A 24,981-nucleotide genomic window follows, 5' to 3' on the forward strand; every position below is an offset into this window, starting at 1 on the left:
CCGTCGTGGAGGTCGCCCCCGCGTCCGGCTCTGTTGTGGAGGTCGTCCCCGTGTCGGGCTCCGTCGTGGAGGTCATCTCCGTGCCGGGTCCCGTCGTGGAGGTCGCCCCCGCGTCCGGCTCTGTTGTGGAGGTCGTCCCCGTGTCGGGCTCCGTCGTGGAGGTCATCTCCGTGCCGGGTCCCGTCGTGGAGGTCGCCCCCGCGTCCGGCTCTGTTGTGGAGGTCGTCCCCGTGTCGGGCTCCGTCGTGGAGGTCATCTCCGTGTCGGGCTCCGTCGTGGAGGTCGCCCCCGCGTCCGGCTCCGCCGTAGACGCCACCCCCGCGCCGGCCCCCTCGGCGGGTTCCTCCCCGGCCAAGCCGGGCCTCACGGGCGGACCTCCTCGTCGTCGGCGGAGTACACGTAGGCGTCCGCGTAGGGGAGGGCGTTCGTATCCGGGGCGGGAAGCGGGGCGTAGGGCAGTGCGGGCGTGTCCGGGGTCGGGGGCGCCCACTTGCCCGCCGGATCTCGTACGAGACCGCCCGCGCCCCCACCCGGGTGGGCATCTCGTGCGAGTCCGCCGGCCGCCCACTTGCCGTCGTCGCCCGGGGTCAGCAGTTCCGCCACGTCCAGTACGTGGTGGCCCTCCATCGAGGGCAGGCAGCTGCCGCGTGCCGGGCCGATGGCCGCTGACCAGGTGGGCGGGATCGAGGAGGCGCCGTGTGTCGCTCCGGCGAGGGCGCCCGCGACCGCGGCGGTCGTGTCCGCGTCGCGGCCCATGTTCACGGCGGTGAGGACGGACTCGGTGAAGTCGCCGTCGGCGGCCGCGTACGCGCCGAAGGCGAGGGCGACGGCCTCCGGGGCGAGGTCCGTCCAGGGGTAGCCGCCGATGACGACCGCCGAGCGGACCGCCCGCTCGCCCCGGTGGGCCACCGCGACCGCCCGGCGCAGTGAGCGGGCCGTCCAGGAGTCGTCCGGGATCACCGCGAGCGCGGAGGCGACCACCGCGATGGTGGGGGCGCCCGCCATCGCCGCCGCGACCCCCGCCGCCACCGCCTGGCCGCCGTAGATGCCCTCCCCGTCGTGGCTCACCGAGCCGTCGATCGCCACGAGCCGGGCGGCTTCGGCGGGGCGGCCGGCGGCGAACACGCCGAAGGGGGCCGCGCGCATGGCCAGGCCGTCGCTCCAGGCGTGTCGGTGCTGCGCCGAGATCGGGGCCGCCAGGCCGCGGCGGAGGTTCTCCAGCGTGCCGCGCTCGCTGAAGCCCGCGCCCCGGAACGAGCCCTCGTCCCGGTCCGCGATCCACTGGTGCCAGGCGGATTCGACATGCGCCACGGTGAGCGCCGAGCCGTGCCGGGCCAGCAGCAGCCCGGAGAAGATCGCGTACTCGGTGTCGTCCGTCCCGGCCGGATGCTCGACGACGAACCCCGTGATCCGGCCCCACTTCGCACGGATCTCCGACGGCTTCATGTTCTCGGCGGGCGCGCCCAGCGCGTCCCCGACGGCGAGTCCGAGCAGCGCGCCGCGCGCCCGTTCGCGGAGACCGGCGGCGTCCCCGGGCGCCGGGACCGAGGGAATGCAGGCGATGGAAGCCATACGTGCCTCTCCTCTCAGGGCCCCTGTCAGTGCCCGGACCTAGGCCCTGTCGTCAAACTCTCGTCTGCCCCGCGACGCCATCCCCCACTGCCTTAAGGGCGTGGGAGGTGCCCCCACTCGCCGCACCGGGCCCAGGCCCATGTACATCCAGTACGAGGGCCGGGGCCCGGCACGCCGAGAGTACGCACCTGACGCCGCGGGCCCGCCCTCCGGGCGAACGACGGGAGTTTGACGACAGGACCTAGGCGCGCGGAACCCTTTGCGGATCCCTCCCACATTGGCGGTTGACAAGAGCCTCAGCGGCCCTCGTATCACCCGGTCGACATCTGTGCGTTGATCATCTCGAATGAGCGATACCCGGTAAAAGCGCAGGTTAGCGCAGCCTTTCCTTGCTGGCGGGCGGGAAATGATCGGCGTACTTTTGTGGTTGTCGAAAAGTGGAAGCAGTCCAACCAAGTGCCCTGGGGGACAGGTATGGCCATCATCGAGACCGAAGCGGCACTGCACGTGGCGCACCGCGACAACCACACCCACCGGGATGTGAACGGCGGTTGGCTGCGCCCGGCGGTGTTCGGGGCGATGGACGGGCTCGTGTCCAACCTCGCCCTCATGACCGGTGTCGCGGGTGGATCCGTGTCGCACCAGACCATCGTCATCGCCGGGCTCGCCGGTCTCGCCGCCGGCGCCTTCTCCATGGCGGCGGGTGAGTACACCTCCGTCGCCTCGCAGCGCGAACTCGTCGAGGCGGAACTCGAGGTGGAAAGGAGGGAGTTGCGCAAGCACCCGGGCGACGAGGAGCGCGAGCTCGCCGCGCTCTACGAAGCCCGCGGTGTCGACCCCGAGCTGGCGAGCGCGGTCGCCGAGCAGCTCTCGCGCGACCCCGAGCAGGCCCTGGAGATCCATGCGCGCGAAGAGCTCGGCATAGACCCGGGAGACCTGCCCTCCCCGACCGTCGCCGCCGTCTCCAGCTTCGGCTCCTTCGCGCTCGGCGCCCTGCTCCCCGTGCTGCCGTATCTCCTTGGCGCGACCACACTGTGGCCCGCGGTGGTGCTCGCGCTCCTGGGGCTCTTCGGGTGCGGCGCGATCGTGGCCAAGGTGACCGCGCGGTCCTGGTGGTTCAGCGGGCTGCGACAGCTCGCTCTCGGGGGTGCCGCGGCGGGTGTGACGTACGTCCTGGGCAGCTTGTTCGGTACGGCCGTAGGATGATGCGCTGAGCACCTATGCAAGGGACTGCATAAGTAGCTGTTACTCGGCGGTTTCGATTCCTTAACCACCGGGCATGAGCCGTAAGCGCCGCTGGCAATGACGCCTGCTCCGCACCACCTCGCGACGGACGACGAAGCCTGCCGCGATCCGGGCCGACGGTCACCGATCTGTCCGCTTCGGTCCCCTAACTCCACCGCCGTGCGCGTACCCCCGCTGCGACACCTGCGGTGTCCGCATGCTGGAACGCCGTATCCGGTTTCCGAGAACGGTCCCATCATGTAACCTGCACGAAATTTTGCACTCCAGCAGAGGGCCAACGTCGTCCCTCGGCACTCGCATATGCCACTTGACGACGACGGGAGAGCCGATGCGTACACCGCGCCAGCCGTCCCAGCACTCCACGAACGGCCAGAACTGGTCCTTCATGGATGCTCGCCCTGCTGCGCAGGGTATGTACGACCCCCGTAACGAGCACGACGCCTGCGGCGTCGGTTTCGTGGCCACCCTCACCGGCGAGGCGAGCCACGCGCTGGTCGAGCAGGCGCTCACCGTTCTGCGCAACCTGGAGCACCGCGGTGCGACCGGCTCCGAGCCCGACTCGGGTGATGGCGCGGGCATCCTGTCCCAGGTCCCGGACGCCTTCTTCCGCGAGGTGGCCGCATTCGACCTGCCGCAGGCCGGTGCGTACGCCGTCGGTATCGCCTTCCTGCCGGGGGACGGCACCGCGGACGCCGTCTCACACATCGAGACGATCGCTGCCGACGAGGACCTCACCGTCCTCGGCTGGCGCGAAGTCCCGGTCGCCCCCGAGCTGCTCGGCGCCACCGCCCGCTCCACGATGCCCGTCTTCCGCCAGATCTTCGTGGCCGACGGCGTCAGCGAGGGCATCGCGCTCGACCGCAAGGCGTTCGTGCTGCGCAAGCGCGCCGAGCGCGAGGCCGGCGTCTACTTCCCGTCGCTCTCCGCGCGCACCATCGTCTACAAGGGCATGCTGACCACCGGTCAGCTGGAGCCCTTCTTCCCGGACCTGTCCGACCGCCGCTTCGCCTCCGCGATCGCGCTCGTGCACTCCCGGTTCTCCACGAACACCTTCCCGAGCTGGCCGCTCGCCCACCCGTACCGCTTCGTCGCGCACAACGGCGAGATCAACACGGTCAAGGGCAACCGCAACTGGATGCGGGCACGTGAGTCGCAGCTGGTCTCCGACCTGTTCGGCTCCTCGGACAAGGACCTCGAGCGCATGTTCCCGGTCTGTACGCCGGGCGCCTCCGACTCCGCCTCCTTCGACGAGGTCCTCGAACTCCTGCACCTGGGCGGCCGTTCGCTGCCGCACTCCGTGCTGATGATGATCCCGGAGGCGTGGGAGAACCACGACTCCATGGACCCGGCCCGGCGCGCCTTCTACCAGTTCCACGCCACGATGATGGAGCCCTGGGACGGCCCCGCCTGTGTCACCTTCACCGACGGCACCCAGGTCGGCGCGGTCCTCGACCGCAACGGCCTGCGCCCCGGCCGCTACTGGGTCACCGACGAGGGCCTCGTCGTCCTCGGCTCCGAGGTCGGCGTCCTCGACATCGACCCCGCGAAGGTCGTCCGCAAGGGCCGCCTGCAGCCCGGCAAGATGTTCCTCGTCGACACCGCCGAGCACCGCATCATCGAGGACGACGAGATCAAGGCGTCCCTCGCCGCCGAGCAGCCCTACCCGGAGTGGCTGGAGGCCGGCGAGATCGAGCTCTCCGACCTGCCCGAGCGCGAGCACATCGTGCACACCCACGCCTCGGTCACCCGTCGCCAGCAGACCTTCGGCTACACCGAGGAAGAGCTACGCGTCATCCTCGCGCCCATGGCCAAGGCCGCCGCCGAGCCGATCGGCTCGATGGGTACGGACTCGCCGATCGCCGCGCTGTCCTCGCGCCCGCGGCTGCTCTTCGACTACTTCACCCAGCTGTTCGCGCAGGTCACCAACCCGCCGCTGGACGCCATCCGCGAGGAGCTCGTCACCTCGCTGCGCTCGTCCCTCGGCCCGCAGGGCAACCTCCTCGAGCCGACGGCCGCTTCGTGCCGTTCGGTCACCCTGCCCTTCCCGGTGATCGACAACGACGAGCTGGCCAAGCTCATCCACATCAACGCCGACGGCGACATGCCCGGCATGAAGGCCGCGACGCTGTCCGGCCTGTACCGGGTCTCCGGCGGCGGCGACTCCCTCGCCGCGCGCATCGAGGAGATCTGCGCCGAGGCCGACGCCGCCATCGGCAACGGCGCCCGCCTGATCGTCCTGTCGGACCGCCACTCGGACGCCGAGCACGCGCCGATCCCGTCGCTGCTGCTCACCTCGGCCGTCCACCACCACCTCATCCGCACCAAGCAGCGCACCCAGGTGGGCCTGCTGGTCGAGGCGGGCGACGTCCGCGAGGTCCACCACGTGGCCCTCCTCATCGGCTTCGGCGCCGCGGCGGTCAACCCGTACCTGGCGATGGAGTCCGTCGAGGACCTGGTCCGCGCGGGCACCTTCCTGCAGGGCATCGAGCCCGAGCAGGCCATCCGCAACCTGATCTACGCGCTCGGCAAGGGCGTCCTCAAGGTCATGTCCAAGATGGGCATCTCGACCGTCGCCTCCTACCGCGGCGCCCAGGTCTTCGAGGCCGTCGGTCTCGACGAGGCCTTCGTCGAGAAGTACTTCAACGGCACGGCGACGAAGATCGGCGGCGCCGGTCTCGACGTCATCGCCCAGGAGGTCGCCGCCCGGCACGCCAAGGCCTACCCGGCCTCCGGCATCGCGCCCGCGCACCGCGCGCTGGAGATCGGCGGCGAGTACCAGTGGCGCCGCGAGGGCGAGCCGCACCTGTTCGACCCGGAGACGGTCTTCCGCCTCCAGCACTCGACGCGCACCGGCCGCTACGACATCTTCAAGAAGTACACGGACCGGGTGAACGAGCAGTCCGAGCGCCTCATGACGCTGCGCGGCCTGTTCGGCTTCACGTCCGACCGCGAGCCGATCTCCATCGACGAGGTCGAGCCCGTCTCCGAGATCGTCAAGCGGTTCTCCACCGGCGCCATGTCGTACGGTTCCATCTCCAAGGAGGCGCACGAGACCCTCGCCATCGCCATGAACCAGATGGGCGGCAAGTCCAACACCGGTGAGGGCGGCGAGGACCCTGAGCGTCTGTACGACCCGGCGCGCCGTTCGTCGATCAAGCAGGTCGCCTCCGGCCGCTTCGGTGTGACCAGCGAATACCTCGTCAACGCCGACGACATCCAGATCAAGATGGCGCAGGGCGCCAAGCCCGGCGAGGGCGGCCAGCTGCCCGGCCACAAGGTGTACCCCTGGGTCGCCAAGACCCGGCACAGCACCCCGGGCGTGGGCCTCATCTCCCCGCCGCCGCACCACGACATCTACTCCATCGAGGACCTGGCTCAGCTGATCCACGACCTCAAGAACGCGAACCCGCAGGCGCGGATTCACGTGAAGCTGGTCTCCGAGGTCGGGGTCGGCACGGTGGCCGCGGGTGTGTCCAAGGCGCACGCGGACGTCGTACTCATCTCGGGTCACGACGGTGGTACGGGTGCCTCCCCGCTGACGTCGCTGAAGCACGCGGGCGGCCCCTGGGAGCTGGGCCTCGCCGAGACCCAGCAGACCCTGCTGCTCAACGGCCTGCGCGACCGCATCGTCGTCCAGACCGACGGCCAGCTCAAGACCGGCCGTGACGTCGTCATCGCCGCGCTGCTCGGCGCCGAGGAGTTCGGCTTCGCGACCGCGCCGCTCGTCGTCTCCGGCTGCATCATGATGCGTGTCTGCCACCTGGACACCTGCCCGGTCGGTATCGCCACGCAGAACCCGGTGCTGCGCGACCGGTTCGCCGGCAAGGCCGAGCACGTCGTGAACTTCTTCCGGTTCATCGCCGAAGAGGTCCGCGAGATCCTCGCCGAGCTGGGCTTCCGCTCGATCGAGGAGGCCGTCGGCCACGCCGAGAACCTCGACGTGCACCGGGCCGTCGACCACTGGAAGGCGCAGGGCCTGGACCTGTCCCCGCTCTTCCACGTGCCCGAGCTGCCCGAGGGCGCCGTACGCCACCAGGCCGTCGGGCAGGACCACGGCCTGGAGAAGGCGCTCGACAACGAGCTGATCAAGCTCGCCGCCGACGCGCTGGCCGCGGACTCCGCGACCGACGCCCAGCCGGTCCGCGCCCAGGTCGCGATCCGCAACATCAACCGCACGGTCGGCACCATGCTCGGCCACGAGGTGACGAAGAAGTTCGGCGGCGCGGGTCTGCCCGACGACACCATCGACATCACCTTCACGGGTTCCGCCGGCCAGTCCTTCGGCGCCTTCCTCCCGCGCGGTGTCACGCTGCGCCTGGAGGGCGACGCCAACGACTACGTCGGCAAGGGCCTCTCCGGCGGCCGGGTGATCGTCCGTCCCGACCGGGGCGCCGACCACCTCGCCGAGTACTCGACGATCGCGGGCAACACCATCGCGTACGGCGCGACGGGCGGCGAACTGTTCCTGCGTGGCAGGACAGGGGAACGTTTCTGTGTCCGCAACTCCGGTGCGACGGTCGTCTCCGAGGGCGTGGGCGACCACGGCTGCGAGTACATGACCGGCGGTCACGCGGTGGTCCTCGGCGAGACGGGCCGCAACTTCGCGGCCGGTATGTCCGGCGGCATCGCGTACGTCATCGACCTGAACCGTGACAACGTGAACGCCGGCAACGTCAGCGCCGTCGAGGAGCTCGACGACACCGACAAGCAGTGGCTGCACGACGTGGTGCGCCGGCACGCCGAGGAGACCGGTTCCACGGTCGCCGAGAAGCTCCTCGCCGAGTGGTCCGTGTCCGTGGACCGCTTCAGCAAGATCATCCCCTGCACGTACAAGGCAGTGCTCGCCGCCAAGGACGCCGCCGAGCGAGCCGGACTCCCCGAGTCCGAGATCACCGAGAAGATGATGGAGGCGGCGACCAATGGCTGACCCCAAGGGCTTTCTCCACCACGGCCGTGAGGTCGCCACGTCCCGCCCGGTGGGCGAGCGCGTCAAGGACTGGAACGAGGTCTACGTTCCGGGCTCGCTCCTCCCGATCATCTCCAAGCAGGCCAGCCGCTGTATGGACTGTGGCATCCCGTTCTGCCACAACGGCTGTCCGCTGGGGAACCTGATCCCCGAGTGGAACGACTACGCCTACCGCGAGGACTGGCAGGCCGCCTCCGAGCGCCTGCACGCCACGAACAACTTCCCGGAGTTCACGGGCCGCCTGTGCCCCGCTCCGTGTGAGTCGGCGTGTGTGCTCGGCATCAACCAGTCCGCCGTGACCATCAAGAACGTCGAGGTCGCGATCATCGACAAGGCCTGGGACAGCGGCGATGTCGCGCCCCAGGCCCCGGAGCGCCTCTCCGGCAAGACGGTCGCGGTCATCGGCTCGGGTCCGGCGGGCCTGGCCGCCGCCCAGCAGCTCACGCGGGCGGGCCACACCGTCGCCGTATACGAGCGCGCCGACCGCGTCGGCGGCCTGCTCCGCTACGGCATCCCCGAGTTCAAGATGGAGAAGCGGCACATCAACCGCCGTATCGAGCAGATGCGCGCGGAGGGCACCAAGTTCCGTACGGGCGTGGAGGTCGGCCGCGACATCGACGCGGCCAACCTGCGCAAGCGGTACGACGCCGTGGTCGTCGCCGCGGGCGCGACCACCGCCCGCGACCTGCCGGTCCCCGGCCGCGAGCTGGCCGGCATCTACCAGGCGATGGAGTACCTGCCGCTGTCCAACAAGGTGCAGGAGGGCGACTTCGTGGCGCCCCCCATCACCGCCGAGGGCAAGCACGTCGTGGTGATCGGCGGCGGCGACACGGGCGCGGACTGCGTGGGCACCGCCCACCGCCAGGGCGCGGCCTCCGTGACGCAGCTGGAGATCATGCCGCGCCCGGGCGAGGAGCGGAACCCGGGCCAGCCCTGGCCGACGTTCCCGATGCTGTACAAGGTCACCTCCGCGCACGAGGAGGGGGGCGAGCGGGTCTACTCCGTGTCGACCACCCACTTCGAGGGCGACGAGGACGGCAACGTCCAGTGGCTGCACCTCGTCGAGGTCGAGTTCACCGACGGCAAGCTGAACCAGAAGCCGGGCACGGAGCGCAAGATCCCCGCCCAGCTGGTCACGCTGGCCATGGGCTTCACGGGGACGGACGTCGAGAACGGCCTCGTCTCCCAGTTCGGCCTGGAGCTCGACGCCCGCGGCAACATCGCCCGCGACGCCGACTTCGCGACGAACGTCCCCGGCGTGTACGTTGCGGGTGACGCCGGCCGCGGCCAGTCGCTCATCGTCTGGGCCATCGCGGAGGGCCGCTCGGCCGCCCGCGGAGTCGACCGCTTCCTGACCGGCGCGAGCGACCTGCCGGCCCCGATCCGCCCGACGGACCGCTCGCTGATGGTCTGAGCACACCTCAAGAGACGTCCCGTACAACGGCGTACGGAACACAGACGGCGCCTGCCCGCCAGTCCCCGACCGGACGACTGGGCAGGCGCTGTCGCACGTGCGCTACTTGCCGGGGGCAACCCAGGTGACGATGACGGCGGCGGCCACGGCCAGCACGCCGAGGAGGGCGAGCCAGCGGGCGGCCTCGACCAGGCGCCAGATCCGCCGGGTTCGCTGCTTCTCGTAGCGCAGCAGCCGCGTGGGTTCCGCGTAGACCTGCTCGCCCGGTCGGCCGTGCACGGCGAGGACGCTGCACCAGGATGCGGAGATCAGGGCGAGGAAGCCCAGAATGAGCAAGGAGATCACCGCCCAGCGCGGTCCGTGCGGGAGCTTGCTCAGGTTTTCCTGCCCCTTGAGGACGAAGACGGCGGTCAGCAACCCGGTCAGTGAGGAGAGGTACGTGCGGTAGCCCTCCGCCTGCTGGAGTGCGAGCCGCAACTGCTGGTGCGGGTCGCCCAGGGCGTCCGCTCTGGCTTCCGCCTCGCGCAACTGCTCGTCGGTGAAGGTCATGTCGTTCGGTCAGCTCCCGCCGGTCAGGCCGGCCGGCGGCGGCGCGAGCGTCAGCAGGGCCCCACAGCCCCGTGCGTTCGCCGGCCGTGGCTGGTGGTAGCTCTCGCACCGGCAGGAGGTCGTCCAGGGCTCGGGCCCGGGGTCCTGACGGCGGCCGAGGAAGCCGCCCTTGGATATCAGGGGCTGGACGGGGCCGAAGGAGCGCTTCATCGGGCAGTGGCACACCGGGCAGTCCCCGCTGGCGACGAGTTCCCTGTCGCCCTCGTTGTCCACGGCCGCCCAGGTGAAGGTGACGATGCCGGAATGGCGCTCGCGCCGGTACTCCGTGACGGGGCTCATGAGGGCTCGTCCTTCCTCTCGTCGTTCGTTCCGGAAACGGTGAGATCGAAGAGGGCGGCGTAGCGGCCGAGCCGCTCGCGGACCTTGTCCTCGTCGAGCCCCGTCTCCTCGGCGCAGAGGGCGATGTGGTCCTCCGTCACCTCTCCGGACAGCACGGGCGCGCGACCGGTCAGCTGCGCGGTGAGCAGGATGACGTCCTCCCAGTGGGGTTGCAGCTTCGTCTCCTCGGCGTCCGGCTCCCGCACGGTGACGCTCAGCCCGAGGCAGCGGAACGGCGCGTAGCGCTCGTACGTCCGGCCGAGCGGCCAGCCGAAACGGCCTGCCACCAGAACGAGTTCGAGGGGGCCGAGCGCGCCCGGTCCGAGCAGGCCACGGTCGAAGGCGGCGTGGTCGAAACGGTCCGGCTCGAAAGCGGCGAGCCGGTCGGCGTCGGGGCCGGTGAAATCGCCAGGGAGCCGTGGCGCACCCAGCGCGGTGAAACCGGCGAGGCGGGCGACGGACTCGGCCAGCGGGATGTGGCAGCGCGCGGCGTGGGCGAGCACGTCACCGATCGTGAGCTCGGAGCGGAACCGCACGATGGTGAGCACCGAGGTGTCCACACAGAGCGTCCGGATGTCCTCCGCGGTCGGACGCAGGGCGCGGGCCACGGGGGGAATGTGTGCGATCTGCAGCGGAAGGGGCGTGGCGAGCTCCTTCAGTTCGTCGGCGACCGACCCGAGGTCCCTTCCCTCGTCGGCCGCGAGGGCCGCGAGATAGGCGGCCGAGGCGCCTTCCTCGTCGAGGTCGCCGCTGAAGCTGAGGTATGGGCTGGTGGACAACCTGGAACTGTCGGGGTCCGGGATGAGCAGCCGGTGTGGCGGGCTTGTGGCCTGACGCTCCAGCGACTCGATGCCGGCCTCGCCCCAGTCGATCAGACGGCAGTGGTCGAGCATGGTGAGGCTCTCCCGGAGGTCGCCGATCTCGCCTCCCTGACTGATGAACCCGCCGGTCAGCTGCCACGGCCGCAGGGGAACGCCCGTCGACCCCACCGTGAGGTCCTGTACCGTGTCGGCGACCCACTCCGGCACCTGCCAGTCGGCGGCCTGCTCGGGAATGGCGGGAGCCCGTGCACCTGTGATCTCCGTGCCCGCATTGATGCGCTCGGCCACCGCACCCAGGGGCACCTTGAGGAGGTGTGAGGCTCTCAGCAGGTGATAGAGAGGGACATCCCCCTCGTTCCACGGTGCTGAACGGTCCAGGTCCTCGGCGAGCAACAGTTGCTGATCAGGGGGCAGTGCGCCGAGGCGGCACGCCGCTTCTGTGGGTGGGCTGTCGAGGCTGAGACCGAACGCGTGCAGCGACTCGATGAGTCGTGCCAGCCGGTCAGGTGTGAACGGCCGCGCGGTCCTGCTGAGCAGATCGGCTTGGCCCACGGTGCCCGCCAGCCACTGCACTTCGTCGGACCAGGGGGTTCGGAAAGAGGTGCCCTTGACGGCGAGCGCCATCACCTCGGACATGGTCAGGCACTTCTCGGCAAGTCCGGGATCGAGCGGCGGAGGGACCGGCAGGGAGGGATCCAATCGGTGCAGGCTGTCGAGCAGTTCGGTGACCTCGCCCAGGGCGAGTCCGTGCAGGGCGGATATGACGAGGAGGGGTGCGTGCTCGGCCGCCGGCCGCCTCCTGCGCAGTTCGTGGTCACGCATGAGGAACCGGTGCGGCGCGGTGTCCTGCAGCGCCCGGACATGGTCGCTGAGGCTGGTGTAGGCGGAGTACAGGTCTGCTTCGGCCTGGGAGACCGTCAGCTCGTTCAAGGACTCCAGGTCTTCGACCGACGGGACCGCAAGCCCGGTGACCGCGTAGCGGCGCAGTGCGCGCAGAGCCCCACGGACCGAGGTCTGCGCATAGGCGGCGGCCTGAAGCACGGTGGCCAACGCATTCGGGGTGCCCTTCATGAAGATCAACGAGTCGAGACCGATGGGCCGGGGATAACTCTCGGGAGCGAAGCGGTCCTTGGCCTGGCGCAGGCCCAGCCGGGTGGCCTGCCAGTCGTGGAACAGCTTGCTCTCTTCCGGCCGCTTCTCGTCGAGCTCCGGCGGTGCCCAGTAACCGTTCAGCCAAGCGCTGTCATAGGGAAGGCATCCGGCCTGGTCCAGCCGCACCTGCCCCACGCCCAAGCGCCTGCCCGTGGTCGACTCCAGCGTCGCGGTGACCTGAGGGGGCAGAGCATCCAGTACGGCCACGGCCACCGAGGGAGCCGCTCGGGTGAGCTGCCACAGCCACGGGAGGGACACCTCCGTGCAGTCGGCGACGGCCTCCGCCACCCCGTCCAGGAACTCTTGAGTGACCAACTCCTCGTCGTACGACAGAAGTTTGTTACGGTCCACGCTGGGCGCGGGACTGTGCCGCTCCCGCAGATTGATCACGCGCCCGAACACAGTCGGGGCTTCGGGCATGCGCACGCCGTCCAGGAGGAGTTGCCCCGGCCCCTGGACCAGCCACAGGTCGCCGTCCACGCCGACTGGCAGGGGGTCGCCCCGCCAGCCGTCCCGCCCCTCCAGCCGCCCCGGCGGCCACGCGAGTTCCCCGGCCAACTCCCCGGCCTCGCTGAGCTCCGCGGCCGTCACCCGGTGCTCCGTCACCCACAACAGTTCCCGTAGCGTCTCCACCAGCGACGGATGCTTCTCGCCCTCCCGCGACTCGGCCAGATACAGCCGGACCCTGGTGCCGCCGTCCTCGGGCACCTCGGCGTCGTGCGAGCCACCGATCTGCAGCATCCCGGAACCCGACTGGATGTCGGCCCGCAGCGCGGGCTCCGCGCTCACCCGGCCGAACCGGTCCACCGCTCGGGTCCACACGACGACCTCGTCGGCGAGCATGAAGTAGCTGAACACCCCGATCCCGAAACGAGAGTTCATGGCCGGCACGCTGATGCCCTCGCGGCGCCAGTTGCGCCGTTCCTGGACGAACTCGGGGTCCTGCTCGTAGCGCTTGCCTGCGCGCGCGAACATCGAGGTGAGCTTGGCGCGGGTCATGCCGGAGCCGTTGTCGAGGCACTCGATGTACGGCCGCCCCTCGTGCCAGCCCTGGGTCAGGGTGATCGTGCCGTCCCAGGTGGTGCGGAGTCGGCCGTACCGGCGGCGCACGTCCCGGTAGCGGCAGGCGTCCAGGGCGTTCTGATACAGCTCGCGGACCGCCAGCATCCGGTCGCCGTACAGTTGGGTGCCCATGAGGAGCGGACGGATCTCGTCCTCGGCGAGGCGGAAGCGCTCCAGCGGCTCCTTGTACCGGCCGGGCAGGGGCCTTAGCTCATCGGCCGTGACCCGGCTGGGCAGACCCCGCAGCAGCGGCTGGGCCCTGGCATCCGCGCCGAACGCACGCACCGTGGCATCGGCCGCGAGCGTCAGCTCCTCGAGCGCCGCGTGCAGTGCGGGGTGCGGGCAGTTGAAGCGCACGGCGAGTCCGTAGGAGTCGGCGGAGGGTCCCTCCGTGATCTCGTAGTCGAATCCGCCGAGCGCCGCGCCGATCTGCCTGGCCACGATGGGTTCGTGCGCGCCGAGGTGGTCGACCAGCACGCTGGAGAGTCTGCGAGGATCGGCGGCGAGCAGACCCGCCGTCCACAGCAGACGGGCGATCTGGTGCCCACGCCACTGATTGCCGCGCACCGGCTTGGTGTCGATCCATTCCTCGCCGTGGGCCGTGTCGCTGATCCGCGGGCCGCGGTCCGGCTTGACCGTGAGGTGACCGAGAACCTGACGGACCTGCCGGTCGACCTCCCGTCGCTCCTCGTCGCTGCGCGGTCCCGCGGCGGGACTGTCGGCCGCCGCCTCGATCGCCTTCACGACGAGGTCGATCAGCTCGTCGACCGCCGGATAGCCGCCGGGCGGCTCCCACTCCCACAGCCGGTCCCAGTCGGCGATGAAGCGGTGCCGCAGCCAGTGGTCCGCGGCGGCGGTGGCCTCCTTCAGGTTGCGGCGGCGGAGGGTCTCCGTGGCCCGCAGCACCTGCGGATGAGCGCGGCAGACGTCACGAGCGGCCTCGCGGACCAGCCCATTGTGGTCGTCGGCCCGCCTGTCCCCGCCACGCGGGCCGGGATCGAGACGGCCGGGCAGCAGTCGGCGCAGTTCGTCCAGGGCGATGGTCACGACGCCCTCCTGCACCACAGCGGCGGCCAGCAGACAGGCGGTCTCGGCGGGGGAGAGCGACTCGTCGTGCTGCAGCTCCGCCCGGGCCACCAGCGCGGAGAGCCGCTCCTCCACCCGGGCCGGGTAGCGCGGATCGGACCAGGGGTCGTCCCGGTGGGCGGCGGTGCCCTCGCTGCTCTCCACGACCCAGCGCACCAGCTCCACCAGGCGTTCCTTGACCCGCTCGTGCACGGCAGCCTGGCCGGACGTGTGCCGCCACAGCTCCGACTCCCGGACGATCCGGGTCCACTCCAGGGTCTGCTCCGACCCCTCGCACACCACCGGGTCGCGGTGTTCGGCATCGCCGGACGGCCAGGGGAGCTGCTTGGCGACGGTGGGCGGCTCGACGTGCGCGTACTCGTCCGCGATGCGGATCAGTTCCGTGGCCGTGTACCGGGCGACCTCGTGGAAGGTGGTCGGCGGAGTCACCCGGGACAGCGCCTCGGCGAAGGCCTGCGCGAACCAGCTTCCGGCCACCGGGTCCGCGTAGGAGCGCTGGCCGGCACCGCAGCTGTAGAGCCAGTACGCCTCGTGGTCGGAGAGCCATCCACCGGCCTCGTCCCGCTCGTGCCGTTGCGGGCCGCTGGTCCGGCAGATGTCGAGACAGACGACCGCGGTGACGCCCTGCGGGAGACGACGCAGCAGTTCGCTCGGATCGGCCCTGAGCAGCGTGTTGGTGTCCAGGGCCGGACTTCCGTCCGCGGACGGCCAGTCGGCCTGGCTGTCGGCGAGGACCAGGTGGTCCCGGTTGTTCACCGTCTCGCCGTGCCCGGAGAAGTACAGGAGAGCCGTGTCGCCCGGCTCGCAGGAGGCGAGGAACCGCGACACGGTCCCGATGACGGGCCCGCGACCGGTGTCGTCGGACTTGACCTCGACCTCGTAGTCCGACTCCTCCAGGGCGGTGCGGACCAGCGACAGGTCGCGGTCGACGAAGTCGAGGCTGCCGTAGCGGACGGCCAGTTCGGGATGCTCCGCGAGATACGGCGTCTCCCGCACGCCGATCAGCAGTGCGCGCCTTCTGCCGCCGGCCGCCTTGTCCCCCGTCATCGGCACCGTCCCCTCCGAGCTGAACCGGACCCACATCATGACAGCAAAGAGCCGGTGACAAAGGGGAGTTGGTGCTGGCCTACGGCACCTTGTACGTCTCCCCGTACACGCTCCACACCAGCGGCGTGTCCAGGTTCAGGTTCCCGTCGTACAGGAACCGCCGCTGGGCCGTGTCGATGCGGGTGGTGTCGCGGTGGGCGTCCTTGGACTTCATGGCTTCTCGGCGGACGTCGAGGAAGATGTCGAGGTAGGCCTTCTCGGAGCCGCCCTCGGCGGGGGTGTCGGCCTGGGCCATGGCGTGGGTGCGCAGGCCGTAGAAGCCGTCCGCACTTGTGCCAGGTCCGTGCATGACCATGGCGTCGTAGTAGATGAACTGGCCCAGCGTGCCGAGGCCGTCGAGTCCGGCGCGGCGGACCGCGGGGTCGAAGTAGACGCGGTCCCGCTCGGCGTCCTGGGCCCTGCGGAAGGCCGGCACCGAGGCCTCCTTGCGCCACGCGGTGGGGAAGCCCGGGTCGAGACCCTCATGGGAGTCCGTGCCGTCGACCTCGCGCAGGGCGGGCAGGTAGCGGGCGAGCCCGTTGTCCGGGTGGTCCTCCGTGTACGCCTCGACCACGGTGAGCAGGTCGTGGGTGCCGGTGCAGAAGCCGATGATGCCCGCCGTGTATCCCTGGCCGTCGCCGATGTCCTCGATGTAGGCGTACGCGCTGCGCCAGTTCAGCGTCGAGTTCTCCGCGCTCGCCACGATCTGCTGGGCCAGCTCCTTCTTCTCCGGGGCGGCGAGGCCCTCGCCGTCCCGGCGCTCCGCGTCCTGGCCCGTCCGTGGACGCTCGTCGGCCGGGCCCGGGTCCTCCGAGGACCCGGGGGTGATGAAGAAGACCGCCGTCGCGACCAGGGGGACGGCCGACAGCAGCAGGAGACGACCACGCTTCATGGGCCCAGCGTAGGGACCGGCTACGCCGCCCCGTTCCTCAGTGCCGCGACCTTCAGCACCGCGAGGACCATGAGGAGTACGAAGAGGCCCGCGCATACCGCCCCCTGGACCAGCGTGCGACGGCGGTCGCGGGGTGCGTACGCGTACGCGACCGTCACGACACCGCCGGCCAGCAGACCGCCGAGGTGGCCCTGCCATGAGGTGACCGCCGCCGAGATCACCAGCCACAGCAGCAGACCCGCGAGGAAACGGTTGACGTTCCGCATGTCCGCGCCCAGCCGGCGGGCCATCACGTAGTACGCGGCGCCGAGGCCGAAGATCGCGCCGGACGCGCCGACGGTGGGGGTGTCCGGGGCGATCAGCAGGACGAGGACCGAGCCGCCGAGCGCCGAGAGGAGATACAGGGTGAGGTAGCGGGCCCGGCCGAGCTGGGCCTCCACGGCCCGGCCGATGTTCCACAGCGACACCATGTTCATCACGATGTGCAGGATCCCGAACGTGCCCTCGGTGGGCGGCAGATGGAGGAAGGCGCCGGTCAGCATCCGGTACCACTCGCCGTCGACGACGCCCTCCGGGTGGAAGCCGGACGGGTAGACGTCCTGCCACAGATAGTGCCCGCCGTCCGGCCCCGCGAGGCCGGCGCCCAGCATCTCGAACCGGTCCACGATCGCCGGGCGGACCAACTCGCCGAGGTAGGCGAGGACGTTGAGACCGATGAGGACGTACGTCACCACGGGTGCCGTCGTGATCTTGCCGCCGAAGGCCGTGCGCGCCTGGCGTATCGACCGGGCGCCCTCCTTCACGCAGTCCGGGCACTGGTGGCCGACGGCCGCCTCGCGCATGCAGTTCGGGCAGATGTAGCGGTCGCACCGGGTGCAGCGCACATGGGACTCCACCTTGGGATGGCGATAGCAGGTGGTGACGGCGGACTCGGGCTCCACGGCCGGCTCCTCGGGAGGTACGTGAGTGATGTGACTGACGTGCGATGACTGCCGGGGGGCGGCGGCGAACAAAATAGCGAACGCGGGTGTACGGGTGGGACGGCAGGGCCTGTGGTGACGTAACCTCGGCGTTCCCGCAACCCTCGCGTGTGCGGGGCGCCGCCCCAGATTTCCAGCCCGTCCGGCGCTTGTGGACGAGCGCGAAGCGCGACAGCGGGGGTCTGGGGGCGGCAGCCCCCAGTACGGGACGGGTAGGGGCGGAGGGGGCGAAAGAACCTCACCCGCACAGGACCTCCGCCCGGCACGCGGCCGGGGTCCCCCACGCCGCCCGCAGGGCGCGCGCCTTGGTCAGCCACAGGGACAGGTCGTACTCGTCGGTGTAGCCGACCGCCCCGTGCAACTGGAGCGCGGTACGCGCGGCGACGTACGCCGCCTCGCAGGCCGCGACCTTGGCGGCGGCGACATGGGCGGGGGCCATGGACAGAGCGGCCCCGAAGAGCAGCGGTCGAGCGAACTCCAGGCCGATCAGCGCGTCGGCGAGCCGATGCTTGACGGCCTGGAACGAGCCGACGGGCACCCCGAACTGCCGGCGCTGCTTCACGTAGCCGACGGTCCGGTCGAGAAGGGCGAGCCCGACACCGAGGGCTTGGGCGGCGGTGGCGAGGCGTGCCCAGATGAGCGCGTGGGCGGCGGCACGGGCCACGTGAGGGCCGGCGGCAAGGAGTTCACCGCCGGAATGGGGGAGAACCAGCCGCCGCGCGGGGTCGAGGGAGGCACGCGGGGCGGAGGAGGCACCGACCGGTGTAGGTGTCAGGTGCAGGCCGGCCGTCGCGGACGTCGCGGCTCGCACCGTCAGATGGACGTCCGCCACGTCCCCGTCCAGCACGTACGTCCCCCCGCCCGGCAGGGCCACCGTCGCCATCGTCTCACCGGACGCGAGGGAAGGCAGGAGCCGCTTGGCCGGCCCCGACTCGTCGAGGCCGGAGAGCAGCGCGGCGGCCGCCACCGTCTCCACCAGGGGGCCCGGTACGCCATGGCGGCCCAGTTCCACGAAGGCGACGGCCAGTTCGACGGGCAGGGGGCCCACCCCGTCGTACGCCCCGGGCACCGCCAGCGCGAAGACGCCCGCGCCGGCGAGGCGGGACCACAGGGCGCGGCCGGGGGCGTGATCGCCGGTGGCCCAGGCCCGTACGACGGACGGGGTGTCCGCCGAGGTCAGCATCGCGTCCAGGGAGGCGGCGAAGGCGCGCTGCTCGGTGTCGAGGAGGAAGCGCATCAGCGGCGGCCCTTCGGGAGGCCGAGCAGGCGCTCGGCGATGATGTCGCGCTGGATCTCGTTGGTGCCCGCGTAGAGGGGACCGGCGAGGGAGAAGACGTACCCCTCGGACCAGTCGGTGTCCGCCAATTCGCCCTCCGGGCCGAGGAGGTCGAGCGCCGTCTCGTGCAGCGCGATGTCGTACTCGGACCAGAAGACCTTGTTCAGGCTGGCCTCCGCGCCGATGCTCTCGCCGTCGAGGAAGCGGGAGGCGTTGGCGTAGGTGAACAGCTGGTAGGCGCGGGCGCCGATCACCGCGTCGGCGACCCGGTCGCGCAGGGCCGTGTCCGCAGGGTCCGCGCGGCTGCGCCACAGGTCCACCAGCCGGTCGGCAGAGGCCAGGAACCGGCCCGGTGAGCGCAGCGTCAGCCCTCGTTCGTTGCCCGCCGTCGACATGGCGACCCGCCAGCCCCGGCTCGGCTCGCCGATCACATCCTCGTCCTGGACGAACACGTCGTCCAGGAACAGCTCCGCGAAGGCCGGTTTGCCGTCCAGGCGCCCGATCGGGCGGACCGTCACGCCCGGCGCGCGCAGGTCGAACATCAGGTAGGTCAGGCCCTGATGGGGTTTCGGGGTGTCCGGCTCGCTGCGGAACAGGCCGAACGCGCGGTCGGCGAACGCGGCCCGCGACGACCAGGTCTTCTGCCCGCTGAGCAGCCAGCCGCCGTCCGTACGCACCGCGCGGGACGTCAGCGAGGCCAGGTCGGAACCCGCCTCCGGCTCGGACCACGCCTGCGCCCAGATGACCTCGCCCGAGGCCATCGACGGCAGCACGCGCGCGCGTTGCTCCAGCGTCCCGTGCTCGAAGAGCGTCGGCGCGAGCAGGCTGATGCCGTTCTGGCTGACCCGTCCGGGCGCGCCCGCCGCGTAGTACTCCTCCTCGAAGACCAGCCACCGGACGATGTCCGCGTCCCGCCCGCCGTACGCCGCCGGCCAGGACACCACCGACCAGCGGTCCGCGGCCAGTTCGGCCTCCCACGCGCGGTGGGCGGCGAAGCCCTCCTCGGTCTCCAGCGAGGGGAGGGCAACGCGCGGGACATGGGCGTCGAGCCAGGCCCGCGCCTCGGCACGGAACGCCTCGTCGGCGGGGGAGTGGGCGAGATCCATCGGCGGCACCTTCCGGGGCGACCTGCGGCGACAACCTTCCCTAACAAGTGTTTGGTAGGTTAGCGTCAGGTCATGAGCGACGTCGAGAGCCCGGCGTACGTACCCGGGCACGGGCTGCTGAAGGACCGCACCGCCGTGATCACCGCGGCGGCGGGCGCGGGCATCGGCGGCGCCACGGCACGCAGGTTCCTGGAAGAGGGCGCGCGCGTGCTGATCAGCGACGCCCACGCGCGCAGACTCAAGGAGACCGAGCGGGCACTCGCCGAGGAGTTCGGCACCAGCCGCGTCACCTCACTCCCCTGCGAGGTCACGGACGAGGACCAGGTCCAGGCCCTCTTCGACACAGCGGCCCAGCTGCACGGCGGCCTGGACATAGTCGTCAACAACGCGGGCCTGGGCGGCACTTCACCGCTCGTCGACATGACCGACGAGCAGTGGACGAAGGTCATCGACGTCACGCTGAACGGCACCTTCCGGTGTACGCGGGCGGCCCTGCGGCTCCTGAAGGACAAGGGCGGCGGAGGCGTCCTCGTCAACAACGCCTCCGTCGTCGGCTGGCGCGCTCAGACCGGGCAGGCGCACTACGCCGCGGCCAAGGCCGGGGTCATGGCGCTCACCCGGTGCGCGGCCGTCGAGGCCGCCGCGTACGGGGTGCGCGTCAACGCCGTGTCGCCGAGCCTCGCCATGCACCCGCACCTCGTGAAGGTGACCACGCCCGAGCTCCTCGAGGAGCTGACCGCGCGTGAGGCCTTCGGGCGGTACGCCGAGCCCTGGGAGGTGGCCAACGTGATCGTGTTCCTGGCCTCCGGCTACTCCTCGTACATGACCGGAGAAGTCGTCTCCGTCAGCAGCCAGCGTGCGTAGGGGAGCAGCCGACAGGTGCAGGCGAGCAGCTGGCATGTGCAGGCGGGCAGCCGGCATGCGCAGGCGGGCAGCCGGCATGCGCAGGCGCGAGACAGTGGTCGCCGCCATGCCTGGCCCTGAGGGCGGGAGGACCACAATGGACCCGTGCCTACCAAGAAGAAGCCCCAGGTGACCGCCTCGCCGGAGCGGCGCCGTGAACTGCTCGACACCGCCGCCGAGGTCTTCGCCGAGCAGGGCTACAACGCCACCACCGTACGCAAGATCGCGGACGAGGCCGGGATGCTCGCGGGCAGTCTCTACTACCACTTCGACTCCAAGGAATCGATGCTGGAGGAGATCCTGCGGACCTTCCTCGACGAGCTGTGGAATGGATACGACGCTGTCCTGGACGCCGAACTCGGGCCCCGGGAGACCCTGGAGGCCCTGGTCACCGAGTCCTTCCGGGAGATCGACCGGCACCGTGCCGCCGTCGCCATCTACCAGAAGGAGTCCAGACACCTCGCGGCCCAGCAGCGCTTCGCGTTCCTCGCCGAGTCGCAGCGCAACTTCGAGAAGGCGTGGCTGAGCACGCTGGAGCGCGGTGTCGGCGCCGAGGTCTTCCGGCCCGACCTCGACATCCGGCTCACCTACCGGTTCGTGCGCGACACCGTGTGGGTCGCCGCGTCCTGGTACCGCCCGGGCGGGCAGCACAGCCCGGAGGAGATCGCCCGCCAGTACCTGACGATGGTGCTCGACGGGATCGCCGTACGTACGTAACCCACGTAACTCACGGGATGCACTGGGGAGTTGACATGGCCGAGGCCTACATCATCGAAGCGGTCCGCACACCCGTCGGACGGCGCGGGGGAGGCCTGAGCGGTGTCCACCCGGCCGACCTGGGAGCGCATGTCCTGAAGGCCCTGGTCGAGCGGTCCGGTGTGGACCCGGCCGCCGTCGAGGACGTGGTCTTCGGCTGCCTGGACACGGTGGGACCGCAGGCCGGGGACATCGCCCGCACCAGCTGGCTGGCGGCCGGGATGCCCGAGGAGGTGCCGGGCGTCACCATCGACCGGCAGTGCGGGTCCTCCCAGCAGGCCGTGCACTTCGCCGCCCAGGGCGTCCTGTCCGGCACACAGGACCTGGTGGTCGCCGGCGGCGTCCAGAACATGTCCCAGATACCCATCGCCTTCGCCTCCCGCCGGGCGACGGAGCCGCTGGGGCTGACGGTCGGCCCCTTCGCGGGCAGCGAGGGCTGGCGGGCGCGCTACGGCGACCGGCCCGTCAGCCAGTTCCACGGCGCCGAGCTGATCGCCGCCAAGTGGGGCATCAGCCGCCGCGACCAGGAGGAGTTCGCGCTCCGCTCCCACCAGCGGGCGATCCGCGCCATCAACGAGGGCCGCTTCATGCGCGAGACGGTCGCGTACGGGGAGGTCACGGTCGACGAGGGTCCGCGCCGCGACACCTCGCTGGAGAAAATGGCGGGCCTGAAACCGGTCGTCGAGGGCGGCACCATCACCGCCGCCTGCTCCTCCCAGGTCTCCGACGGCGCCGCCGCGATGCTGCTCGCCTCCGAGCGGGCGGTACGGGAGCACGGGCTGACCCCGCGCGCCCGCGTCCACCACCTCTCCGTGCGCGGCGAGGACCCCATCCGCATGCTGTCCGCGCCCATTCCGGCCACCGCGTACGCCCTGAAGAAGACCGGCATGTCCCTCGACGACATCGACCTCGTCGAGATCAACGAGGCCTTCGCCCCGGTCGTCCTCGCCTGGCTCAAGGAAACCGGCGCCGATCCCTCGAAGGTCAACGTCAACGGCGGCGCCATCGCGCTGGGCCATCCGCTCGGCGCCACCGGCGTGAAGCTCATGACCACCCTCCTCCACGAACTGGAGCGCACGGGCGGCCGGTTCGGCCTCCAGACCATGTGCGAGGGCGGCGGCCAGGCGAACGTGACGATCATCGAGAGGCTCTGAGGAGCCGTCAGGGGCGAACGCCCGCGTTACCCGAGGGTGTCGCGGGCGTTCGCCCCTGACGATGTGCGGGTCAGCGGCTGAGCGAGAAGCCCAGCATCACGCCGGCGTGGACCTCCACCATGCCTGGTGCCAGATCACCCTCGGAGCTGCCGCCACCGCCGCCGTGCCCCCGGTGACCGCGGAACTCCCACGACTCGGCGTCCACGTCCTGCACATGGAGCACCGTGCCCAGCGAGACGCCCGCCGCCTCCGCGTAGACCTCCGCCTTGCGGCGGGCCGCGGCCACCGCCTTGCGCCGGGCCTCGTCGCGCATCGCGGGCTTGTCGCGCACGTCGAAGACGACGTCGTCGACACGGTTGGCGCCCGCGTCGACCGCGTCGACGATGAGCTGCTGCAGGTCATCGATCGTCCCGGTCTCGATGACGTACGACGCCTGACAGCGGTAGCCGAGGAACTTCCGGCCCGTTCCGTAGCCGTCGTACTCGGAGTTGAGCGAGAGCTTGGATCCGGAGACCGACGCGTCCGGTATCCCGTGCCGGCGCAGTGTCTCGCGCAGTCGGGACACCGCCGTGCCCGCCTCCTGGAACGCCTTGTCGGGCGACGGTTGCAGCACGTCCACCGCCAGCTTCACACGCACCAGCTGGGGTTCCGCCCGCACGCTTCCCGCACCGAACACGCTGAGGCCCCACGGCTCTCTGATGGATTGACTCATCCGGGCATTGAATCATCCGGGACGGCAAGGGACTTGAGGGTTTCCCCGGCCTCGGCCATCACGCGGTCGATCAGCTCCTGGCATGACGGCAGATCCCCGATCACCCCAACGACCTGCCCCGACGCCATCACCCCCACATCCGTCCGCCCGTCCACCATCGAGGACTTGAGAAGCATCGGCGTATTGGCCGCGAGCAGCACCTGGCTCCAGGAAAGGTGCCTGCCATGCCTCCCACGCTTCATGGCGAGCCCCTCCCGAACCATCTGCGGCCAGGAGAGGCCGGATATCTTCCTGAAACCGGCGGCCCGGCGCACGGCCTGGACAAGGGCCCTCGTACGGCCGGACTTCTCGAGGGAACCGACCAGCTCCGTACGGAGCATGCGGTGCGGAAGTCCGTCGACGGCCGTCGTGACCGTGACGTCCCTGACCGTCGCCGCCAGGTACCTCGCCTTCACCGCGTCGGGGACGGTGGAGTCGGAGGTGAGCAGGAAGCGTGTGCCCATGGCGATGCCCGCCGCCCCGTACGCCAGCGCCGCCACCAGCCCCCGCCCGTCGCAGAAACCGCCCGCCGCCACCACCGGAATGTCCACCGCGTCCACCACCTGCGGCAACAGCACGGTAGTCGCCACCTCGCCGGTGTGCCCGCCGCCCTCGCCGCCCTGCACGATCACCGCGTCGGCCCCCCAGGCTGCCACCTTCTCCGCGTGCCGGCGCGCCCCGACGGACGGGACGACGACCACGCCCGCCTCCTTCAACTCGGCGATCAGCTCGCGCGAGGGGGCGAGGGCGAACGACGCGACGCGCACGCCCTCGTCGATGATGATCCGCACCCGGTCGCCCGCGTCCCCGGCATCCGCGCGCAGATTCACGCCGAACGGCTCGTCCGTACGGGACTTGACCTCCCGTACGGCGTCCCGCAGCCGGTCGAGCGTCATCGTCGCGGAGGCCAGGATGCCCAGCGCGCCCGCGTTCGCCGTGGCGGAGACCAGGCGCGGGCCCGCCACCCAGCCCATGCCGGTCTGCACGATGGGATGGCGGACACCGACGAGCCTGGTCAGCGCGGTCTCCATCAGCGCCGGGCCGCGTCTGCCGCGGGGACCTCGCGATCCCGCGTGCCCTTCGGGTCGATGACCTCACGGATCAACTTCAGCTCCTCATCCGTTGGTTCACGTGTGTACGGCACCTCGTCGGGGACGGTCAGTTCGAAGCCCGTGGCCTGTCGCACCTGATCGACCGTGACGCCCGGGTGCAGCGAGGCGAGGCGCATCGAGTGGTCGGGCGTGGCGAAGTCGAGGACTGCGAGGTCGGTCACCACGCGCGGGATGCGGTGGAAGCGCGTGGCGCTCGGCCCCGCGGCGGCGGCACGGTCGTACCCCACCCCGCACACCATGTCGACCCGCTCGACGAACACGCGCGGCGAATGCCTCGGGACCCAGTAACTGGTCTGGTTGTTCAGGGTGTTGACCGGAGCGCCGCGCACGCCCAGGAGCTGGCGGTCGGGCCTGGCCCAGTCGCCTATGCAGGAGATGTTCTGGTTGCCGAAGCGGTCGAGCTGGCTCGCGCCCATCATCACGTGCCGACGCCCGCCGGTGACCATCGTCAGATGCTGCCGGTACGGCAGCCAGCCCTCCGGTGTGCCGTCGAGGCCGACGAGCATCGCCTCGCCGTCCGTCAACAGCAGGTCGGGCGAGAAGGTGCGCTTGGCGAGGCGCGCGCCGATGGACGGGATCGGGCCCATGGGGCTGGCGAGCACCTCGCCGTTGTCCCGCCAGGCCTCGGCGCAGGCGATCACGCAGTACTCAGGCCGGGTGGGCGGGGAAGAAGGCGCGCGGGTGGGCGCGGGAGACGACGGGTGGGTGGGGGCGGGAGAC

The 24,981-nt window shown here is 70.9% G+C and carries 17 protein-coding genes; 6 read left to right on the forward strand and 11 right to left on the reverse strand.

The window, feature by feature from the left end; all coding sequences use genetic code 11:
• Positions 1-363: 363 nt before the first annotated feature.
• Entirely contained in the window at positions 364-1,572 is a 1,209-nt protein-coding gene (locus C4B68_RS30045) for an ADP-ribosylglycohydrolase family protein (RefSeq protein ID WP_240634525.1), read from the reverse strand.
• A gap of 474 nt (positions 1,573-2,046) precedes the next feature.
• Here C4B68_RS30045 and C4B68_RS30055 point away from each other — a divergent pair, with 474 nt between their 5' ends.
• From C4B68_RS30055 to C4B68_RS30065, 3 genes are all read left to right on the forward strand, one after another.
• Complete coding sequence (locus C4B68_RS30055; protein ID WP_099501089.1) at positions 2,047-2,778, forward strand: VIT1/CCC1 transporter family protein; 732 nt, start codon at positions 2,047-2,049, stop codon at positions 2,776-2,778.
• 367 nt (positions 2,779-3,145) lie between these two features.
• A complete protein-coding gene (gene gltB / locus C4B68_RS30060; protein ID WP_180289224.1) occupies positions 3,146-7,744 on the forward strand; it encodes a glutamate synthase large subunit in 4,599 nt (1,532 codons plus the stop codon).
• Complete coding sequence (locus C4B68_RS30065) at positions 7,737-9,197, forward strand: glutamate synthase subunit beta (RefSeq protein ID WP_099501092.1); 1,461 nt, start codon at positions 7,737-7,739, stop codon at positions 9,195-9,197. The genes gltB and C4B68_RS30065 overlap by 8 nt, the downstream gene beginning before the upstream one ends.
• 102 nt (positions 9,198-9,299) lie before the next feature.
• On the opposite strand, the gene C4B68_RS30070 is transcribed toward C4B68_RS30065, so the two are convergent.
• From C4B68_RS30070 to C4B68_RS30100, 7 genes are all read right to left on the reverse strand, one after another.
• Complete coding sequence (locus C4B68_RS30070) at positions 9,300-9,746, reverse strand: hypothetical protein (RefSeq protein ID WP_099501093.1); 447 nt, start codon at positions 9,744-9,746, stop codon at positions 9,300-9,302.
• A gap of 9 nt (positions 9,747-9,755) precedes the next feature.
• On the reverse strand, positions 9,756-10,085 hold the full coding sequence (locus C4B68_RS30075; protein ID WP_099501095.1) for a hypothetical protein: 330 nt from the start codon (positions 10,083-10,085) through the stop codon (positions 9,756-9,758).
• Entirely contained in the window at positions 10,082-15,292 is a 5,211-nt protein-coding gene (locus tag C4B68_RS30080) for an HD domain-containing protein (RefSeq protein ID WP_167459193.1), read from the reverse strand. Before C4B68_RS30080 ends, C4B68_RS30075 begins: the two co-directional genes overlap by 4 nt.
• 79 nt (positions 15,293-15,371) lie before the next feature.
• On the reverse strand, positions 15,372-16,223 hold the full coding sequence (locus C4B68_RS30085) for a chitosanase (RefSeq protein WP_099501098.1): 852 nt from the start codon (positions 16,221-16,223) through the stop codon (positions 15,372-15,374).
• A 20-nt stretch (positions 16,224-16,243) separates the two neighbouring features.
• Complete coding sequence (locus tag C4B68_RS30090; protein ID WP_099501099.1) at positions 16,244-17,164, reverse strand: rhomboid family intramembrane serine protease; 921 nt, start codon at positions 17,162-17,164, stop codon at positions 16,244-16,246.
• 277 nt (positions 17,165-17,441) lie between these two features.
• Positions 17,442-18,440 carry an acyl-CoA dehydrogenase family protein gene (locus C4B68_RS30095; RefSeq protein ID WP_099501101.1) on the reverse strand — a complete coding sequence of 333 codons (999 nt, stop codon included), beginning with the start codon at positions 18,438-18,440 and terminating at the stop codon, positions 17,442-17,444.
• Positions 18,440-19,585, reverse strand: coding sequence for an acyl-CoA dehydrogenase family protein (locus C4B68_RS30100; RefSeq protein ID WP_099501103.1), 1,146 nt, complete (start codon positions 19,583-19,585; stop codon positions 18,440-18,442). Before C4B68_RS30100 ends, C4B68_RS30095 begins: the two co-directional genes overlap by 1 nt.
• A gap of 72 nt (positions 19,586-19,657) precedes the next feature.
• Between C4B68_RS30100 and C4B68_RS30105 the strand changes: the two genes are divergently transcribed.
• From C4B68_RS30105 to C4B68_RS30115, 3 genes are all read left to right on the forward strand, one after another.
• The gene (locus C4B68_RS30105) at positions 19,658-20,449 is read left to right on the forward strand and encodes an SDR family oxidoreductase (protein WP_099501104.1); all 792 of its coding nucleotides are present in this window, start codon (positions 19,658-19,660) and stop codon (positions 20,447-20,449) included.
• Positions 20,450-20,593: 144 nt separating this feature from the next.
• Positions 20,594-21,205: a TetR/AcrR family transcriptional regulator gene (locus C4B68_RS30110; RefSeq protein ID WP_099501106.1), complete on the forward strand. Its 612-nt coding sequence runs from the start codon at positions 20,594-20,596 to the stop codon at positions 21,203-21,205.
• Positions 21,206-21,240: 35 nt separating this feature from the next.
• A complete protein-coding gene (locus tag C4B68_RS30115; protein WP_099501107.1) occupies positions 21,241-22,398 on the forward strand; it encodes an acetyl-CoA C-acetyltransferase in 1,158 nt (385 codons plus the stop codon).
• A gap of 70 nt (positions 22,399-22,468) precedes the next feature.
• On the opposite strand, the gene C4B68_RS30120 is transcribed toward C4B68_RS30115, so the two are convergent.
• The 3 genes from C4B68_RS30120 to C4B68_RS30130 are packed head-to-tail and all read right to left on the reverse strand — an operon-like array spanning position 22,469 to position 24,902.
• Entirely contained in the window at positions 22,469-23,110 is a 642-nt protein-coding gene (locus C4B68_RS30120; protein ID WP_099501109.1) for an SIMPL domain-containing protein, read from the reverse strand.
• Positions 23,107-24,180: an NAD(P)H-dependent flavin oxidoreductase gene (locus C4B68_RS30125; RefSeq protein ID WP_099501111.1), complete on the reverse strand. Its 1,074-nt coding sequence runs from the start codon at positions 24,178-24,180 to the stop codon at positions 23,107-23,109. The genes C4B68_RS30120 and C4B68_RS30125 overlap by 4 nt, the downstream gene beginning before the upstream one ends.
• The gene (locus tag C4B68_RS30130; RefSeq protein WP_240634757.1) at positions 24,180-24,902 is read right to left on the reverse strand and encodes a CoA-transferase subunit beta; all 723 of its coding nucleotides are present in this window, start codon (positions 24,900-24,902) and stop codon (positions 24,180-24,182) included. The genes C4B68_RS30125 and C4B68_RS30130 overlap by 1 nt, the downstream gene beginning before the upstream one ends.
• Positions 24,903-24,981: the final 79 nt, after the last annotated feature.

Origin of the sequence: Streptomyces dengpaensis, from assembly GCF_002946835.1 — a bacterium.
Taxonomy (GTDB): domain Bacteria; phylum Actinomycetota; class Actinomycetes; order Streptomycetales; family Streptomycetaceae; genus Streptomyces; species Streptomyces dengpaensis.

What these genes read in the sequence shown, in the direction of transcription:
- C4B68_RS30075 (WP_099501095.1), bottom strand. Translation starts at nt 10,085, where the DNA reads ATGAGCCCCGTCACGGAGTACCGGCGCGAGCGCCATTCCGGCATCGTC.
- C4B68_RS30065 (WP_099501092.1), top strand. Translation starts at nt 7,737, where the DNA reads ATGGCTGACCCCAAGGGCTTTCTCCACCACGGCCGTGAGGTCGCCACG.
- C4B68_RS30085 (WP_099501098.1), bottom strand. Translation starts at nt 16,223, where the DNA reads ATGAAGCGTGGTCGTCTCCTGCTGCTGTCGGCCGTCCCCCTGGTCGCG.
- C4B68_RS30095 (WP_099501101.1), bottom strand. Translation starts at nt 18,440, where the DNA reads ATGCGCTTCCTCCTCGACACCGAGCAGCGCGCCTTCGCCGCCTCCCTG.
- C4B68_RS30120 (WP_099501109.1), bottom strand. Translation starts at nt 23,110, where the DNA reads ATGAGTCAATCCATCAGAGAGCCGTGGGGCCTCAGCGTGTTCGGTGCG.
- C4B68_RS30115 (WP_099501107.1), top strand. Translation starts at nt 21,241, where the DNA reads ATGGCCGAGGCCTACATCATCGAAGCGGTCCGCACACCCGTCGGACGG.
- C4B68_RS30045 (WP_240634525.1), bottom strand. Translation starts at nt 1,572, where the DNA reads ATGGCTTCCATCGCCTGCATTCCCTCGGTCCCGGCGCCCGGGGACGCC.
- C4B68_RS30105 (WP_099501104.1), top strand. Translation starts at nt 19,658, where the DNA reads ATGAGCGACGTCGAGAGCCCGGCGTACGTACCCGGGCACGGGCTGCTG.
- C4B68_RS30100 (WP_099501103.1), bottom strand. Translation starts at nt 19,585, where the DNA reads ATGGATCTCGCCCACTCCCCCGCCGACGAGGCGTTCCGTGCCGAGGCG.
- C4B68_RS30070 (WP_099501093.1), bottom strand. Translation starts at nt 9,746, where the DNA reads ATGACCTTCACCGACGAGCAGTTGCGCGAGGCGGAAGCCAGAGCGGAC.
- C4B68_RS30055 (WP_099501089.1), top strand. Translation starts at nt 2,047, where the DNA reads ATGGCCATCATCGAGACCGAAGCGGCACTGCACGTGGCGCACCGCGAC.
- gltB (WP_180289224.1), top strand. Translation starts at nt 3,146, where the DNA reads ATGCGTACACCGCGCCAGCCGTCCCAGCACTCCACGAACGGCCAGAAC.
- C4B68_RS30080 (WP_167459193.1), bottom strand. Translation starts at nt 15,292, where the DNA reads ATGACGGGGGACAAGGCGGCCGGCGGCAGAAGGCGCGCACTGCTGATC.
- C4B68_RS30125 (WP_099501111.1), bottom strand. Translation starts at nt 24,180, where the DNA reads ATGGAGACCGCGCTGACCAGGCTCGTCGGTGTCCGCCATCCCATCGTG.